Consider the following 14,412-nt stretch of genomic DNA (forward strand, 5'->3'; position numbering starts at 1 on the left):
CTTTGCCCCCGGTGCGATCACCGGGCGAAAAGATTGGCGGCCATGTAGTCTACAAAAGCTCTGACTTTTGGAGAAAGATATCGATTGGTCGGCCAGAGGACGCGGAAGGTCCCTGTGTCGGCCATATAGTCGTCCAGCAACGATACCAGTTTCCCTTCAGCGATTTCGGATGTCACGGCGAATGACGGCAGGCATGTTATGCCGAATGATCGCGCCGCAAGGTAGATCAGGGGTTCCAGCGTGCTAGCAACGGTGGCGACCGGCAGATCGATCCTGATCTCGCGCCCTTCGCGAACCAGCGGCCACGGTTCAAGCTTTCCGGAATTGGCGAAGCGATGGTGGAGACAGCGGTGCCGGACAAGATCTTCCGGAATCTCTGGACGGCCATGCGCTTCCAGGTAGCCGGGCGCCGCCACGATGCTGTGCCTGAAGGTGCCGAGCTTGCGGCTCATCAGCCGCGTGTCCCTGATCTCGCCGGTTCGGATGACGGCGTCGAATCCCTCTTCGATGACGTCAACCAGACGGTCTGTAAAATCAAGGTCGAGGCTGATTTCGGGATATGCCTCCATGAAGGCGGATATCGTCGGCATCAGCAACATGCCTGCCAGCGGCAGGCTCACACGCAGTTGCCCGCGCGGAACGGCCTGCGACCTCGATAACTGCGCCTGCACGGTCTCATATTCCGACTGGATGCGCCGGCAAGTATCGAGGAAGAAACTCCCATCCTCCGTCAGGGCCATGCTGCGTGTCGAGCGATTGAACAGTCTTACGCCCAGCTCCTCCTCCAGACGTGCAATGGCTTTTCCGACCGCGGATCCTGAGATGCCGAGACGATGTCCGGCGGCCACGAAGCTTCCCGCTTCCGCCACCTGAATGAATATGCCGAGGGTTCCGAGCTTGTCCATGACGTCGCAAATAAGGAATTTTTGTCCGGTATGTCGAGAATAGAAGCTTATTTATCCGCTATTTTGCTTCCGATATCCAGATGTCGTCGCGGCTGAAAATGGCCCGAAGCTTCAAATGGAGATAATTCATGGAAACGAAACCTATCGCAGCTTTTGCGGGCTCGCCCGCTCCCACGACCTTCGTTGTCAACGTCATTCATGCGCATCCGGGAAAGCAGGACGAAGCATTCGCCATCATTCAGGATGTCGTCCACTATGTTGCCGAACGAAAGGAAGGGTTCCTCTGGAGCAGCCTTGCGAAAAGCACCGACGGAGAGACGGTTGTTAATGTCGAGGCCATTCAGGGAACCGGCAATGTCGACGAGTTCTTTTCCGATCCGCAATTCGTCGAAAAATTCCGGAAACTGGACATCGTCTCCAGGAGCGAGTTCCACACCTATACGGTTGGCGATCTGGTTCTGCCAAAACCCGCGGCCGTATGAAAGATTGAGCGACGTTCGGCTCTGAAAATGTGCCGGTCAGGTAGCTGCCGGGGGGCTTCCCCCGGCGTTGGAGAGGGATGCCGTCGCGGGGCCGTGGTCGAAGCACTCGATCAGCATTTCAGTGAGCACCCGGATTTTTCTGACGGGATGCTGCCCCGGCGGTCTGACGACATATATCCCGGCCGGGGGCGGTGGATGACGTTTCATCACCTGCACCAACTCGCCTGAGGCCAGATAATTTTTGACGAGATCCTCAGGCAGCACGGCGATCCCCAATCCGGCTGCTGCGGCGACGGCAAGAGCGACCCCATTATCGGCCTTGAACCGTCCCTGCGGGCGAAGAGTTATCACCGTGTCTCCATCCATCACCTGCCAGGTTTCCGTTCCCTGCATGAGAGCCTGATGGGTCACGAGTTCCTCCGGTGTCTCCGGAGAGCCGTGGACCCTGATATAGTCCGGGCTGGCGACGAAAATACCGTAGAGAGGACCGACGCGTCTGGCGACGAGGTTGGAGTCTGGAAGGGTGCCGACCCGGATCGCACAATCGTATCCTTCTGCGATGAGATCCACGAAACGATCAATGTAGCAGGTCTGTATCTGGAGTTGAGGATGGCGGCGCGCCATCTGCGCAATCACCAGCGCGAAATGCGTTGGGCCAAAGGAGAGCGGCGCAGCAATCCGCAGGCGGCCGCGAAGTTCACCAGCCGGAAGGATTGTTTCCCTGGCCACATCGATTTCCGCTGAAATCCTTGCCGCATAGTCGCGGAAGGTTGCGCCCTCCTCGGTCAGGGAAGCGCCGCGTGTGGATCGGGCCAGAAGCTGGACGCCAAGCTCCGCTTCAAGCCGCACCAGCCGCCGGCTGACCATCGACTTAGAGATACCGAGACGCAGCGCGGCCGCTGTGACGCCTCCCACATTCGCAACTTCGACGAATGTCCTGATATCTTCAATATCCACGCGAGTGTTCCCCATTCTGCGACACAGCTTAGCACGGACAAGGACTACCGCATCAGAAACGGGAATGACAAGTTTCGCCCCGCGGCAGCGCCCAGGGGGTGCATGCCTTTTTGCGCAAGCGCGCTTCAATAAACCACCAACATAGGATGAACCCATGACCTTTCGAAACGGCCTTGATTCACTTCTCCGTCCCGAAGACTCGGTCCTCGTTCTGATCGATCACCAGCCCTATCAGTTAGCGAACCTGAACAGCCACGATCCGCAAGCCGTGGTCAACCTCACGACCGCGCTGGCAAAGCTGGCAAAAGCCTTCAATGTTCCGACCGTTCTCACCAGCGTGATCGCGGCGCGCGGGGGACTTCTCTTCAAGCAGATCACCGACGTGTTCCCAGGCCAGGAGGTCATCGACCGCACCTGGGTGAACACCTGGCAGGACGAGAATGTGGTGAACGCCGTCAAGGCGACCGGCCGCAAGCAACTGATCATCGCCGGCCTTTGGACCGAGGTCTGCGTCGCAATGCCGGTCATCCAGGCCGCCGGCGAAGGCTGGGACGTGACAGTGATCACCGACGCGTCGGGCGGGATTTCGAAGGAGTCTCACGAAGTTGCCGTCCAGCGCATGATCGCTGCCGGCGCGAACGTGATGACCGTGATGGCGCTTGCTGGCGAATGGCAGCGCGATTGGGCGCGCACGGAGCATGTCGAGGAACTGACCGAGATTCTCATCCAGCACTTCGGCGGCAGCGGCATTGCTTATCTCTGGGAGCAGCAGCTTCTCAACACGCCGGCGCCGACCACAAAGGGCGGACACTAGAACCGGGCAGGGATGACGGGCGTCTGTTTAGGCCCGCATCCCGTCCTCTCCGAATATGCGAATTGACCCCTCTGAATTGAGCAAGGCGTGCGGCCGCGACGGTTCCACTGTTGCCTCGACGCTGAAGGGGCTCTCCATTCGCAGCTGCATGGCGCCGCCGGCGCGATCCCCATGAGAAAGGGAGGCGCCGGCGGTGATCCCTTGCTTATCGGCGCGCGCATCGGACATACTGGCTCCTGAACCAAAAAAGGCCAAGGGCAAGACGAAGCCAGAGATGCAAAGCTGGATCGCGGAGCCATGCGAGGAGATGGACCCCATGAACACGCGATTCCTCGAAACTTTCCTCTGGGCAGCACGATTGAGCAGCTTTTCGGCGGCTGCGGAACGTTTGCACACCACGCAGGCGTCAGTCTCCAACCGGATTGCCGCGCTGGAGCGTGAGCTCGGTGTCGTGCTGTTCACGCGCGATGTGCGCTGCGTCAACCTGACACCCGCCGGTCGTCTGGCGTTGCAGCATGCCGAAAAGATCGTCAACCTCACCGGCGAATTCCGCCAGATCGTCAGTAACCGGGAAGCGTTGAGGGGCACCGTGCGCATCGGTGCCGCCGATACGATCGTCTATGCCTGGCTGCCGCTGCTCATCCGCCGGATGAACGAACAATATCCCGGTGTCAGCCTCGATCTGACCATCGATACCAGCCTGAAACTCTCCCAGCGCATTCAGAACGGCGAGGTGGATGTCGGTTTCATCATGGGGCCGATCATGGCGGCGGATATCTACAACTCACCGCTCTGTACCTTCGAATCCTGCTGGGTCGGCGCGGTCGATCTGCCGCTGCCGGAAACCGGTGTCACGCTTGAAGATATCGCGCATTTTCCGCTGCTTACCTTCTCGACCGGGTCGCAGCCGCACCAGGCATTGCGCGCGCTTCTCGATTCCCACGGCTTGTCCGATAGCCGCATCTATAATTCCAATTCGCTGTCGATCATGACCCGGCTGGTGGCCGCCGCCGTTGGTGTGGGCGCATTGCCGCGCGTTTTGGTGGACGGCATCATCAAATCGGGCGAAGCGCGTATTCTCGACATCACGCCGCCGGTGCCGCCACTTACCTTTCACACGGTTTACCAGGAGCGCGGCGACAATGCGCTCGCCCGGGCCATCGCCGACATGGCGACTGAGATCGTCAGTGAAACCACCACGCAATGGATGACCGCTGCAGCTTAAATTTTATGCTGCGGCGCAAAATGATTAATCCATAAGCTTATCTTATGGGTTTCGATAGAGTTTTTCCGTTTGTAACGAAAACAGTTCCCGTTCTTAATTCTCCTCGCAACATGAGAGGAGAGCAACGTGAAAGTCTCACTTGTTCAAATGAATACCCAGAATGACAAGGCAGAAAATCTTAAGGTTGCTGCCGATTTGATTGAGAAGGCAGTGAAGTCTGATAATCCAGACCTTGTTGTTCTTCCAGAATACTTTGCATTTCTTGGAGATAACCCTCAGGAGATGCATGAAAGCGGCGAGGAATTTCCCGATGGTGAAATCTATACGCTGCTTTCGGGGCTGGCAAAGAAGCACGCAATTACGCTCCATGCCGGTTCCATCGTGGAGAAGGAAGGCAACCGCTTCTATAATTCGACGCTCGTTTTCGGTCCTGATGGCAAGCAGATTGCCCGGTACCGCAAGATTCACCTGTTCGACGTCGATACGCCGAACGGCATCAGCTATCGCGAATCCGATTCCGTCGCCCGTGGTGAAGAGGTCGTGACCTATAAGGTTGGTGACAAGACGGTCGGTTGCGGCATTTGCTACGATATCCGCTTCCCGGAACTGTTCCGCGCCCTGCGGGACAAGGGCGCTGATGTCATCGTCCTGCCAGCCGCCTTCACGCTGATGACAGGCAAGGACCATTGGGAGGTGCTGGCTCGTGCCCGCGCCGTCGAAACCCAGACTTATTTCCTCGCTGTCGGCCAGATAGGCGCCCATGCGGGTGGCAAGAAAGCCTGCTGGGGTCATTCCATGGTCATCGACCCCTGGGGCCACATCATCGCCCAGTGCTCCGACACTGTCGGCACGGCGGGGGCCGCCCTCGATTTCGACTATTCGGCCAAGGTGCGCGCCAACGTGCCGGTGGCGAACCACCATGTTCTCTGATCGGAGAAAGACCTGATGTTTATCGTCAACCCCATGCCGGAACAGATCAGCGGCGACATTATCGAGCTTCTTGAGAAGGTCGAAGTCGCAACGATTGGTCATGTGCTTCACTCCGGCTTTGTCGATCCCGAAATCCGGGCCGTTCTTCCGGGCAAGCGCGTGGCGGGCACAGCCGTCACGCTGCGCATCCCGAACGCGGATTCGACCATGCTCCACTACCTGACGCAACTCGTGCGTCCGGGCGATATCGTCCTCATCGACCGTTGCGGTGATACCCGCCACGCCTGCTGGGGCGGCGTCATCACCAACACCATGAAGATGGCTGGCGTCAAAGCCGGCGTCGTTGATGGTCCGGCGACCGACTTCTCGGAGTTCACCAAGGTCGACATGCCCATGTGGTGCCGCGGCCCGTCGCCGATCACCACCAAAATCCTTGGTCTGGAAGGCGCGATCAACATTCCCATCAGCGTCGGCGGCCAGGTGATCAATCCGGGCGATGCGATCCTGTGCGATGAAAGCGGCGTCGTCGCCCTTCACCCAGATCAGGCACGCGCCATGGCGGAGCGCGCCATCGGCATGCAGGAAGCTGAACTCGTGCTTCTGGAGCGCCTGCGCAACGGCGAGAAGCTGCCTGATATTTCCGGGGCCAATAAATTTGTCCAGGCCAAGCTCAGCGCCTGACACAATCTTACGGGTGGCGGATCCGTTCGCCACTCCCAATAACAATAGAGGAGAACAGGACAATGAAGAAAACGATACTTCTGAGTGGGATTCTCATGCTTGGCGCGGCCGCCCTGCCGGCGCACGCCCAGCAGACCGTAACGTTCCTCGGTTATAGCGGCCTTTTCCAGGAGCGTTACACCAAGGCCGTCATCGAGCCTTTCATGGCCGCCAACCCTGACATCAAGGTCGATTATTTCCCGCAGCAGGGTTCTGCCGCCATGCTCGGCTCGTTGCGCGCCCAGAAGGCTGCGCCACAGGCCGATATTGCGCTAATGGACGTCTCCGTCGCCAAGACCGGCACGGATGAAGGCCTGTTCGACAAGATCGATGAAAGCGTCACCAAGAATGTCGCCGACCTCTATCCGAACGCCCGCTTCGAGGGTGTCGCCGGCGTCGGCGTGACCTTTGACAATCTCGTTCTCATCTACAACACCGATGCAATCAAGACCGCACCGGACAGCTGGAATGCGCTCAAAGACAGCGCCTTCAAGGGCAAGGTCGCCATGCTGAGCGCTCCTGACATCGTCGGTATCGGCACGACGATCATCATGGACCATATGAATGGCGGCACCGATTTCATCAAGAATATCGACGCCGGCATCAATGCGATGGCGGAAGTCGCGCCGAACGTCCAGACCTGGGAACCGAAGCCGGAAGTCTATCCGAATGTCGTCAACGGCCAGGTGTCGCTGGGCGTGGGCTGGAATGCCCGCAGCCAGGTGAATGCTGATGGTTCCAAGGGCAAGATGAAGGTGGTTCTGCCCAAAGAAGGCACCATCCTGCAGATCAACACGCTCAATCTCGTCAAGGGCGGCCCATCGTCCGAGGCGGCCCGCAAGTTCGTTGACTATGCGCTGAGCCCGGAAGCCCAGGCTGCCTTTACCGCCGCCATGTATTATGCGCCGACCAATGCCAAGGCAACGGTGGCTCCCGATGTCAGCGATCGCACGGTCGTCAAGGCGATGGACAAGGTTATCCCGGTTGACTGGATCGGCCTCTCGAAGGTTCGTGACAAGATCACACAGGACTGGCGCCGCAAGGTCATCCCGCTCAGCCGCTAAGGCTTTCGCGCCCGGCGTGAAAAATGGCAAGACTTCCGCATCCCTTCGGGTGGATGCGGAAACGGCATAGCCCTCGGCTCATTTCCTCCGTCGGTGTCGGGGTCGATGGAGGGGAGTGGTCCGAGGATCGGCATTAGGGAAAGCGCCGCGCACAGCGCAGGTGAATTTCCGCCGTGATTGCATAGATCAAGGGACAGGACATGTCCGAGACCCCGCCGGGGTGGAACATGTTCTGGAGAAAGGCAAAAAGCCGGAATGGGAACTTCAGACATCATGCAGCCAGGATTTCTCTCGATTCGTTCACTGACCAAGCGCTACGAGACCATGGTCGCCGTCGATAATCTCAACCTCGAGATACCCAAGGGCGAACTTGTCGCTTTCCTCGGTCCATCCGGCTGCGGCAAGTCGACGTCGTTGCGCATGATTGCAGGCCTCGCGCCCGTGACGTCGGGTTCGATCCTGATCGATGGCAAGGATGTGACGAAGCTTGCGCCCTACAAGCGCGACATCGGCCTCGTTTTCCAGAGCTACGCGCTCTTCCCGCACATGACGGTCCTCAAGAACGTCATGTTCGGTCTTGAAATGCGCAAGGTGCCGGCTGCCGAAGCGGAACGTCGCGCCCGTGAGGCGATTGCCATGGTGCACCTGGAAGGGCGTGAGGACCGTCGTCCCGCCCAGCTTTCCGGTGGCCAGCAGCAGCGCGTCGCACTGGCGCGTGCGCTTGTCATCCAGCCCTCCATTCTCCTGTTCGATGAGCCTCTTTCCAATCTCGATGCCAAGCTGCGCGACGAGATGCGCTCGGAAATCCGCCGCATCCAGAAGCAGCTCGGCATTACCTCCATCTTCGTCACGCATGATCAGGTAGAGGCGCTCAGCATGTGCGACAAGGTCGCCGTCCTCAATGGCGGGCGGCTGGAACAGCTCGGCACCCCGCATGATCTTTACGAACGTCCGGCAACGGCTTTCGTCGCCTCCTTCGTCGGCCGCACCAACAGGCTGGTCGGAAACGCGGTCGGCGATCACATCACGGTCGGCGATGCGGTATTGCGGGCACCCGGTTCACACAATGGCAAGATTGATTTGATGGTGCGGCCGCACCGCATGGCCATGACGGTTGCTGATGACGCCGTGCCAGATTTCGATGGCGCGCCGGTCAACCGCATCACCGGTGAGGTTCGTGACGTCTATTATGCCGGTGATATCCTCCATTACGAGATCGCCGCCGGCGGGCAGACATTGTCGGTGGAGCGCGCGACATCAGGCGGCGAAACGCCGGTGGCGGCCGGCAGTGCGGTCAGCCTCATCTGGCGCGTGGAGGACACGCTGGTCTTCGGAGCAGGCCAATGACGGCGGCGGTCATGATCACGGCTCCCGGCAGCCGCACATCCTCCATGGTGTTTCTCGCAACGCTTCTTCTCGGGCCGATCATCGCGGTCAATGGCCTTGCCTTCGTAATGCCCGTCTTCAACCTGCTTTTGCTTTCCTTCCGTGAAAGCCTCGGCGGTGGCGGTCTTGGGGAAGCCCACACGCTCGACAACTGGTCGTCCACGCTGACCGACGGTTTTTATATCGAACTGATCGGCCAGAGCATCCTGACCAGCCTTCTGATCACCATTCTGACACTCATCGCCTCCTATCCCATCGCGCTTTACCTTCATCGGGCGCAGGGCCGCTGGAAAACGCTGCTGCTGGTGCTCGTTATTTCGCCGCTTTTGACCTCGGCCGTGGTGCGCACCTATGGCTGGATCGCGATCCTTGCCGATGACGGCCTCATCAACAACATCCTCTTTGCACTCGGCGCCGAAAGCGGCGTGCGGTTGCTGTTCAACAAGGTTGGCGTCGTCATCGGCCTCACGGAAATCCTGATGCCCTATATGATCCTGGCGCTGCTTGCCGGTTTCGGCAGGCTTGATCCACGTGTCGAGGAAGCGGCCGAAACACTCGGCGCGTCGCCCTGGAAGGTGTTCTGGCGGATCATCGTGCCGCTCACCATGCCCGGCGTCGCGCTCGGTTGCCTGCTCTCCTTCGTTCTGGCGGTCAGTTCGTTCATCACCCCCAAGCTGCTCGGCGGTGGGCGCGTCTTCCTTCTGGCGACGGAAATCTACGATCAGGCCATCGTGACGCTCAACTGGCCACTCGCTGCGACGCTGTCGATGATCATCCTCGTGATCTTCGGTGCGGCGCTGGTGCTTTATTCCCGGCTTCTGCGGGCCATTCTCTAAAGGAGATCGAAGATGGAAGAACGTCCCGCTCCGCTGGCGCTGAAAATCGTCGCCTTCATCATGTTCCTTTTCCTGCTGGCGCCCGTGGTTCTCGTCGTGCCGATCTCGTTTTCGGCCGACAGCTACATGGCCTTTCCGCCCTCCGGCTGGAGCCTGCGCTGGTATGTGGAACTCATGCATAATTCCAAGATGATGGCGGCGCTCGGCACCAGCACCCTTCTCGCCGTCATCGTCACAGTGCTGTCCATGCTGATCGCGCTGCCTGCCTCCTATGCCATCGTGCGCATGCGGGTGATCGGCGCGGATGCGCTTCTCGCCTTCTTTACGGCTCCGCTGCTCCTGCCCACCATCGTGCTCGGCCTCGCGATCCTGATCGTCTTCGCTGGCGCCGGCCTGCTCGCCACCTTCACCGGTCTGGTGATCGCGCATCTCATCATCGTGCTGCCCTATGCGCTGCGCGTCCTCACCACCTCGCTTGCGGGTCTGCCGCTGATCTTCGAGGAGGCTGCTTCGACACTCGGGGCATCGCCGCTCACGGTCTTCCGACGCGTGACGATGCCGATGATCGCGCCGGGCGTCGTTGCGACGGCCGCACTTTCTTTTCTCGTGTCGTTCGATGAAGCGGTGATTTCGCTGTTCCTCACCGGCCCGCGCATCACCACGCTTCCCGTCGCCATGTATCAGCATGTGGAAACGCAAGCGGATCCGCTTGTTGCAGCCATTTCCGTTCTTTTGATCGTGCTCACCCTTGCCGTCGTTCTCATCGTCGACCGCACGGCGGGCCTGACCAAGACTTTCGTGAAGTAACGGCGGGGCCACCGGCTGGTGCTGGCTGCCCCTACTGGCACAGGCGCGAATTTCACTCTCGTTTATGAACGCCGCTGCTGCATCGGCGCGATCCGTCGCGCCTGTTGATTTCGCTTTGAAGGACGAAGGCAAAGGGAAGCCCATGGCTCAGACCCCCTCCACGGAATTCGACGTTGCCGTCATCGGCGCCGGTGTGGTCGGTTGCGCGGTCGCCCGCCGTTTCGCGCTGGCCGGTGCGAAGGTGGTGGTCGTCGAAAAAGGCCCCGATATCCTCTCCGGCGCCTCCAAGGCCAATAGCGCCATCCTCCATACCGGCTTCGATGCGCCGGAAGGCAGTCTGGAACTGGAACTGGTGAAGGCGGGCCGGGCGGAATATCTTTCCATTCATGGGCAGATGAGCCTTAGCCTCGTTGAAACCGGCGCGCTCGTCTGCGCCTGGAACCCGGACGAGGCGGAAAAACTGCAGGCAATCGCCGATCAGGGTCGGCGCAACGGCATTGCCGGACTTGAGCTCCTTACGGCCGGACAGGCCCGTGAAACCATGCCGGGCCTGTCCGAGCGTCTTGTGGCAGCACTTGAAGTCCGGGGCGAACATATCATCGATCCGTGGTCCGCCCCGCTTGGCTATCTCACGCAGGCGGTGGCGCTGGGCGCGCAGCTGGTGCGAAACGCGGAGGTTCTGTCCGGTGTGTTCGACGGTGCGTGGCGGATCGAGACGACGGCGGGCGCTATCCTTGCCGCGAGCCTCGTCAATGCCGCCGGCCTGTTCGGCGATATCGTCGATGCGCGTCTGGGGCTTTCACCCGAATTTACCATCAAGCCCCGCAAGGGGCAGTTTGTCGTGCTTGATAAGGCTGCCCGCCGGCATGTGCCGCGCATCATCCTGCCCGTTCCGACCGAAATCACCAAGGGCATCGTGGTGTGCCCAACCGCCTTCGGTAATGTTCTCGTCGGGCCGACGGCGGAAGAGCAGGATGAGCGCGAGCGGGCGACGGTCGAAACGGCGACGCTGGAAGCGCTGCTGAAACGCGGTGCGGAGATCGTTCCGGCGCTGGCCTCTGTTTCCGTGACCGCCGTTTATGCCGGTTTGCGGCCAGCCTCTGAAAAGAAACATTACCGGATTTCCGCGCGGCCCGAGCGGCGCGCCATCACGCTCGGCGGGGTGCGTTCCACGGGTCTCAGCGCAGCGCTCGGTCTGGCGCAACATGCTTTGACGCTCCACGAGGGTTTCGGTAGGGATTTTGCCCCGCCGCGTTCAGTCCCAGAAGTGACGATGCCCAACCTGACCGAAACCTGCGAGCGGGACTGGCAGCGCGCCGATCACGGCGAAATCGTCTGTCATTGCGAACTCGTCACCCGCCGCGAGATCGAGGCGACATTCTTAAGTCCGGTGCCGCCTGGCGATTTCGGCGGGCTGCGCCGGCGCACCCGTGCCGGTATGGGGCGCTGTCAGGGCTTTTATTGCAACGCCCGGCTGGCCGCGATGACGGGCGACCGTCTGGCAGCCCCGCTAGCCGTTCGGGAGGGAGACGACCGATGAGCGCCGTGGAGTCCTTTCAGCGAGAGCATCCAAACGCTGAGTATGCAGATGTAGTCGTGGTTGGCGGCGGCCCGGCAGGCGTGGCTGCGGCGCTGGAGCTGAAAGCGCGCGGTATCGCCCGTGTGATGATCCTCGACCGCGAGCCGGCCCTTGGCGGTGCGACCCGGCATTGCCTGCACTCGCCCTTCGGCATGCGCGAATTCAGGCGGGTTTATTTCGGCCCCGCCTATGCACAACACCTGCAGCGGCAAGCACAGGAGGCGGGTGTCGATATCCGCACCGGTCATTCCGTGGTGGAACTCGGGCAGGATGGCGTGCTGCTGGTGACATCGGCGCGTGGCGTCGAGGCGTTGAAGGCAAGGCGTATCGTGCTGGCGACCGGCGCACGGGAAAAACCACGCTCCGTGTGGCTTCTGCCCGGCGACCGTCCGGTGGGCGTGGTCACCACCGGCACGCTGCAATCCTATATCGCCTTTCACGGCATCATGCCCTTTCGCCGGCCGTTGATCATCGGTTCGGAGCTGGTTTCCTTTTCCGCACTTCTGACCTGCCTCACCCATCGCGCCCGACCGGTCGCGATGGTCGAGCCGGAGCCTCATCCGCTGGCGCGGTCGCCTTTTCATTGGTTTCCGCGACTGGTCGGGGTGCCCTTTCATTGTGGTGCGACACTCACGGATATTCGCGGGCGTGACCGTGTCGAGGAGGCCGATATCCGTCTGGCGGATGGCCGCATCCTGACCGTTCAATGCGACGGTGTTCTGCTCACCGGGCGATTCACACCTGAGGCAGCGCTTCTCAATGCATCCCCCGTGGATGTTGCGGCAGGCAGTGCCGGGCCGCTGATCGATCAGGACGGACGGATGGCCAATCCGATTTTCTTCGCCAGCGGGAATGTCTTGCGAGCCGTGGAAACGGGCGGCTGGGCGTTTCGCGAAGGCCGCCGCGTTGGCGCGTCGGTGGCTGACGATCTCGCCCGGGAACCCTGCAACGCGCCGGGGGTTCCCGTTGCCTTCGCCGATCCGCTCAAACTGGCGGTTCCAGCCATGCTGCGGCCGGGTGGACTCGATAGACCGGCATTTCGCGATTTTCAGCTTCGTTTCACCAGACGCGTTCAAGGCCGGCTTTCGCTTCGTCTCGACGGAACGGAAGTGTGGAGCAAGACCGGTCGGTGGCGCCCTGAACGCCGTGTGCTGGTGCCCATTCCCGGCGCTGCGTTTGAAGCGAGCCAGATTGCCTTTCACTTTCGGGAGACCAATTGATGCGCATTGCGGCGATCGATCAGGGGACGACATCGACCCGGTGCCTTGTGGTGAGCGATAGCGGCACGGCAGAGGTCGTGGCCAGCCGGCGTCACGCGCAATTTTACCCGGCCGCCGGCCATGTGGAACATGATCCGGAAGAACTGCTGCGCAATATTCGCGCGGTGCTGGCTGCCGCCGGACCGGTGGAGGCCATCGCCATCGCCAATCAGGGCGAGAGTTGTCTGGCATGGGATGCCGTGAGCGGCGAGGCGCTGTCGCCGGTTATCGTCTGGCAGGATGCCCGTACCGCCGAAGCGCTGGCCGCCCTGCCGCCTTCGGCAACGGATCGTTCGAAAGAGATTTGTGGGCTGCCGCTCGATCCCTATTTTTCGGCCAGCAAACTGGCCTGGCTGGTCAAGCACAATCCGGCAGTGGCGCAGGCAAGGGCCGCAGGGCGTTTGCGGCTGGGCACTACCGATGCGTTCTTTCTGGACCGGCTGACGGGCGCTTTCCGCACGGACCTTGCGACGGCGTCGCGCACGGGGCTGCTCGATCTTTCAACCGGAGACTGGAGCCCTGAACTATGCGCGCTTCACGGCGTGCCGATGGATTGCCTGCCCCTGATCGGTCCTGTCGATAGCGGTTTTGGCGCGGTTGAGGCAACGCCCATTCGCGTTTCCATTGTCGATCAGCAGGCCGCGCTTTATGGACATGGCTGCCGCAAGGCCGGCGATTGCAAGATAACCTTCGGAACCGGGGCCTTTCTGCTGGCCGTTGCCGGTAACGGGCGTCCGTTGGCGGGCGAGCTTCTGCCGACCATCGGCTGGAAGACGCAGGACGCGCGCACCGTCTTCGCCATCGAAGGCGGCGTCTACGATGCCGGCGCGGCACTTGAATGGGCAAAAAAGATCGGCCTATACGCGGATAGTGCCGAACTCGATGGTTTCGAGGGACCATCGGCCATTCGCCGCGGCCTTGTATTCGTGCCCGCCCTTTCGGGCCTTGCCGCGCCCTATTGGGACAGGCAGGGCGTGCCGCTTTTCATCGGCATGGATCACGCCACCGGACGAAGTGACATGGTGCGCGCCGTGCTGGAGGGCATTGCCCTGCTGACGGCTCGGCTGATCGAGGCGGCATCGGCTGTTGCTCCCATAGGCGATACGATCTCCATCGATGGCGGCTTGTCGAACAGTCGCTATTTCGCCCGTTTTCTGGCTGCAGCCAGCGGCCGAACCATTTGCGTTCCTGCCATGCGCGAGCTGACGGCGCTCGGCCTGGCGGAACTGTGCGGTATCGATGTTGCCGCGATGCGAAACGATGCCGAGATATTCACGCCTGACGGATCGGTCGGGGCAGCTGACCACGCCCGCTTTGCGCGCGCCCTAGACAATGCGCGGGGCTGGCGGGGCGGGTGACGCCCCCCTGTCTATCGCCTTCACGCCGAGCGCCTCCCTGACGAATGAAAGGGCGGCGTCGGTATCGGCGATCGGAGGAGGGCTTATTCC

The 14,412-nt window shown here is 61.0% G+C and carries 14 protein-coding genes; 12 read left to right on the top strand and 2 right to left on the bottom strand.

Going from position 1 to position 14,412, the window contains the following annotated elements; genetic code table 11:
* Positions 1-17: 17 nt before the first annotated feature.
* Complete coding sequence (locus CFB10_RS13935; RefSeq protein ID WP_020010142.1) at positions 18-905, bottom strand: LysR family transcriptional regulator; 888 nt, start codon at positions 903-905, stop codon at positions 18-20.
* Positions 906-1,033: 128 nt separating this feature from the next.
* Here CFB10_RS13935 and CFB10_RS13940 point away from each other — a divergent pair, with 128 nt between their 5' ends.
* On the top strand, positions 1,034-1,387 hold the full coding sequence (locus tag CFB10_RS13940) for an antibiotic biosynthesis monooxygenase (protein ID WP_020010143.1): 354 nt from the start codon (positions 1,034-1,036) through the stop codon (positions 1,385-1,387).
* 36 nt (positions 1,388-1,423) lie between these two features.
* Here the strand turns inward: CFB10_RS13940 and CFB10_RS13945 are convergent, their stop codons facing one another.
* Positions 1,424-2,344 carry a LysR family transcriptional regulator gene (locus CFB10_RS13945; protein WP_020010144.1) on the bottom strand — a complete coding sequence of 307 codons (921 nt, stop codon included), beginning with the start codon at positions 2,342-2,344 and terminating at the stop codon, positions 1,424-1,426.
* A 154-nt stretch (positions 2,345-2,498) separates the two neighbouring features.
* Here CFB10_RS13945 and CFB10_RS13950 point away from each other — a divergent pair, with 154 nt between their 5' ends.
* From CFB10_RS13950 to CFB10_RS14005, 11 genes are all read left to right on the top strand, one after another.
* Complete coding sequence (locus CFB10_RS13950) at positions 2,499-3,158, top strand: hydrolase (protein WP_020010145.1); 660 nt, start codon at positions 2,499-2,501, stop codon at positions 3,156-3,158.
* A 316-nt stretch (positions 3,159-3,474) separates the two neighbouring features.
* A complete protein-coding gene (locus CFB10_RS13960) occupies positions 3,475-4,383 on the top strand; it encodes a LysR family transcriptional regulator (RefSeq protein ID WP_026363596.1) in 909 nt (302 codons plus the stop codon).
* A gap of 147 nt (positions 4,384-4,530) precedes the next feature.
* Complete coding sequence (locus tag CFB10_RS13965; RefSeq protein WP_034501111.1) at positions 4,531-5,313, top strand: carbon-nitrogen hydrolase family protein; 783 nt, start codon at positions 4,531-4,533, stop codon at positions 5,311-5,313.
* Between the two features lie 15 nt (positions 5,314-5,328).
* On the top strand, positions 5,329-5,994 hold the full coding sequence (locus CFB10_RS13970) for an RraA family protein (RefSeq protein WP_020010150.1): 666 nt from the start codon (positions 5,329-5,331) through the stop codon (positions 5,992-5,994).
* Between the two features lie 62 nt (positions 5,995-6,056).
* Positions 6,057-7,097 carry an ABC transporter substrate-binding protein gene (locus CFB10_RS13975; protein WP_026363598.1) on the top strand — a complete coding sequence of 347 codons (1,041 nt, stop codon included), beginning with the start codon at positions 6,057-6,059 and terminating at the stop codon, positions 7,095-7,097.
* Between the two features lie 273 nt (positions 7,098-7,370).
* Positions 7,371-8,444: an ABC transporter ATP-binding protein gene (locus CFB10_RS13980; protein WP_020010152.1), complete on the top strand. Its 1,074-nt coding sequence runs from the start codon at positions 7,371-7,373 to the stop codon at positions 8,442-8,444.
* Positions 8,441-9,319, top strand: a complete 879-nt coding sequence (locus tag CFB10_RS13985) for an ABC transporter permease (RefSeq protein ID WP_020010153.1) — start codon at positions 8,441-8,443, stop codon at positions 9,317-9,319. Before CFB10_RS13980 ends, CFB10_RS13985 begins: the two co-directional genes overlap by 4 nt.
* 12 nt (positions 9,320-9,331) lie before the next feature.
* A complete protein-coding gene (locus CFB10_RS13990) occupies positions 9,332-10,126 on the top strand; it encodes an ABC transporter permease (protein ID WP_020010154.1) in 795 nt (264 codons plus the stop codon).
* Positions 10,127-10,268: 142 nt separating this feature from the next.
* Positions 10,269-11,666 (top strand): NAD(P)/FAD-dependent oxidoreductase, encoded by a 1,398-nt coding sequence (locus tag CFB10_RS13995; RefSeq protein WP_026363600.1) that lies wholly within the window; start codon positions 10,269-10,271, stop codon positions 11,664-11,666.
* Positions 11,663-12,925, top strand: coding sequence for an NAD(P)/FAD-dependent oxidoreductase (locus CFB10_RS14000; protein WP_026363601.1), 1,263 nt, complete (start codon positions 11,663-11,665; stop codon positions 12,923-12,925). The genes CFB10_RS13995 and CFB10_RS14000 overlap by 4 nt, the downstream gene beginning before the upstream one ends.
* On the top strand, positions 12,925-14,322 hold the full coding sequence (locus tag CFB10_RS14005; protein ID WP_020010157.1) for an FGGY family carbohydrate kinase: 1,398 nt from the start codon (positions 12,925-12,927) through the stop codon (positions 14,320-14,322). The genes CFB10_RS14000 and CFB10_RS14005 overlap by 1 nt, the downstream gene beginning before the upstream one ends.
* Positions 14,323-14,412: the final 90 nt, after the last annotated feature.

The sequence above is a fragment of the Agrobacterium sp. 719_389 genome (genome assembly GCF_900188475.1).
Lineage (GTDB): Bacteria > Pseudomonadota > Alphaproteobacteria > Rhizobiales > Rhizobiaceae > Agrobacterium > Agrobacterium radiobacter.

What these genes read in the sequence shown, in the direction of transcription:
- CFB10_RS13935 (WP_020010142.1), bottom strand. Translation starts at nt 905, where the DNA reads ATGGACAAGCTCGGAACCCTCGGCATATTCATTCAGGTGGCGGAAGCG.
- CFB10_RS13940 (WP_020010143.1), top strand. Translation starts at nt 1,034, where the DNA reads ATGGAAACGAAACCTATCGCAGCTTTTGCGGGCTCGCCCGCTCCCACG.
- CFB10_RS13950 (WP_020010145.1), top strand. Translation starts at nt 2,499, where the DNA reads ATGACCTTTCGAAACGGCCTTGATTCACTTCTCCGTCCCGAAGACTCG.
- CFB10_RS13960 (WP_026363596.1), top strand. Translation starts at nt 3,475, where the DNA reads ATGAACACGCGATTCCTCGAAACTTTCCTCTGGGCAGCACGATTGAGC.
- CFB10_RS13965 (WP_034501111.1), top strand. Translation starts at nt 4,531, where the DNA reads ATGAATACCCAGAATGACAAGGCAGAAAATCTTAAGGTTGCTGCCGAT.
- CFB10_RS13970 (WP_020010150.1), top strand. Translation starts at nt 5,329, where the DNA reads ATGTTTATCGTCAACCCCATGCCGGAACAGATCAGCGGCGACATTATC.
- CFB10_RS13975 (WP_026363598.1), top strand. Translation starts at nt 6,057, where the DNA reads ATGAAGAAAACGATACTTCTGAGTGGGATTCTCATGCTTGGCGCGGCC.
- CFB10_RS13980 (WP_020010152.1), top strand. Translation starts at nt 7,371, where the DNA reads ATGCAGCCAGGATTTCTCTCGATTCGTTCACTGACCAAGCGCTACGAG.
- CFB10_RS13985 (WP_020010153.1), top strand. Translation starts at nt 8,441, where the DNA reads ATGACGGCGGCGGTCATGATCACGGCTCCCGGCAGCCGCACATCCTCC.
- CFB10_RS13990 (WP_020010154.1), top strand. Translation starts at nt 9,332, where the DNA reads ATGGAAGAACGTCCCGCTCCGCTGGCGCTGAAAATCGTCGCCTTCATC.
- CFB10_RS13995 (WP_026363600.1), top strand. Translation starts at nt 10,269, where the DNA reads ATGGCTCAGACCCCCTCCACGGAATTCGACGTTGCCGTCATCGGCGCC.
- CFB10_RS14000 (WP_026363601.1), top strand. Translation starts at nt 11,663, where the DNA reads ATGAGCGCCGTGGAGTCCTTTCAGCGAGAGCATCCAAACGCTGAGTAT.
- CFB10_RS14005 (WP_020010157.1), top strand. Translation starts at nt 12,925, where the DNA reads ATGCGCATTGCGGCGATCGATCAGGGGACGACATCGACCCGGTGCCTT.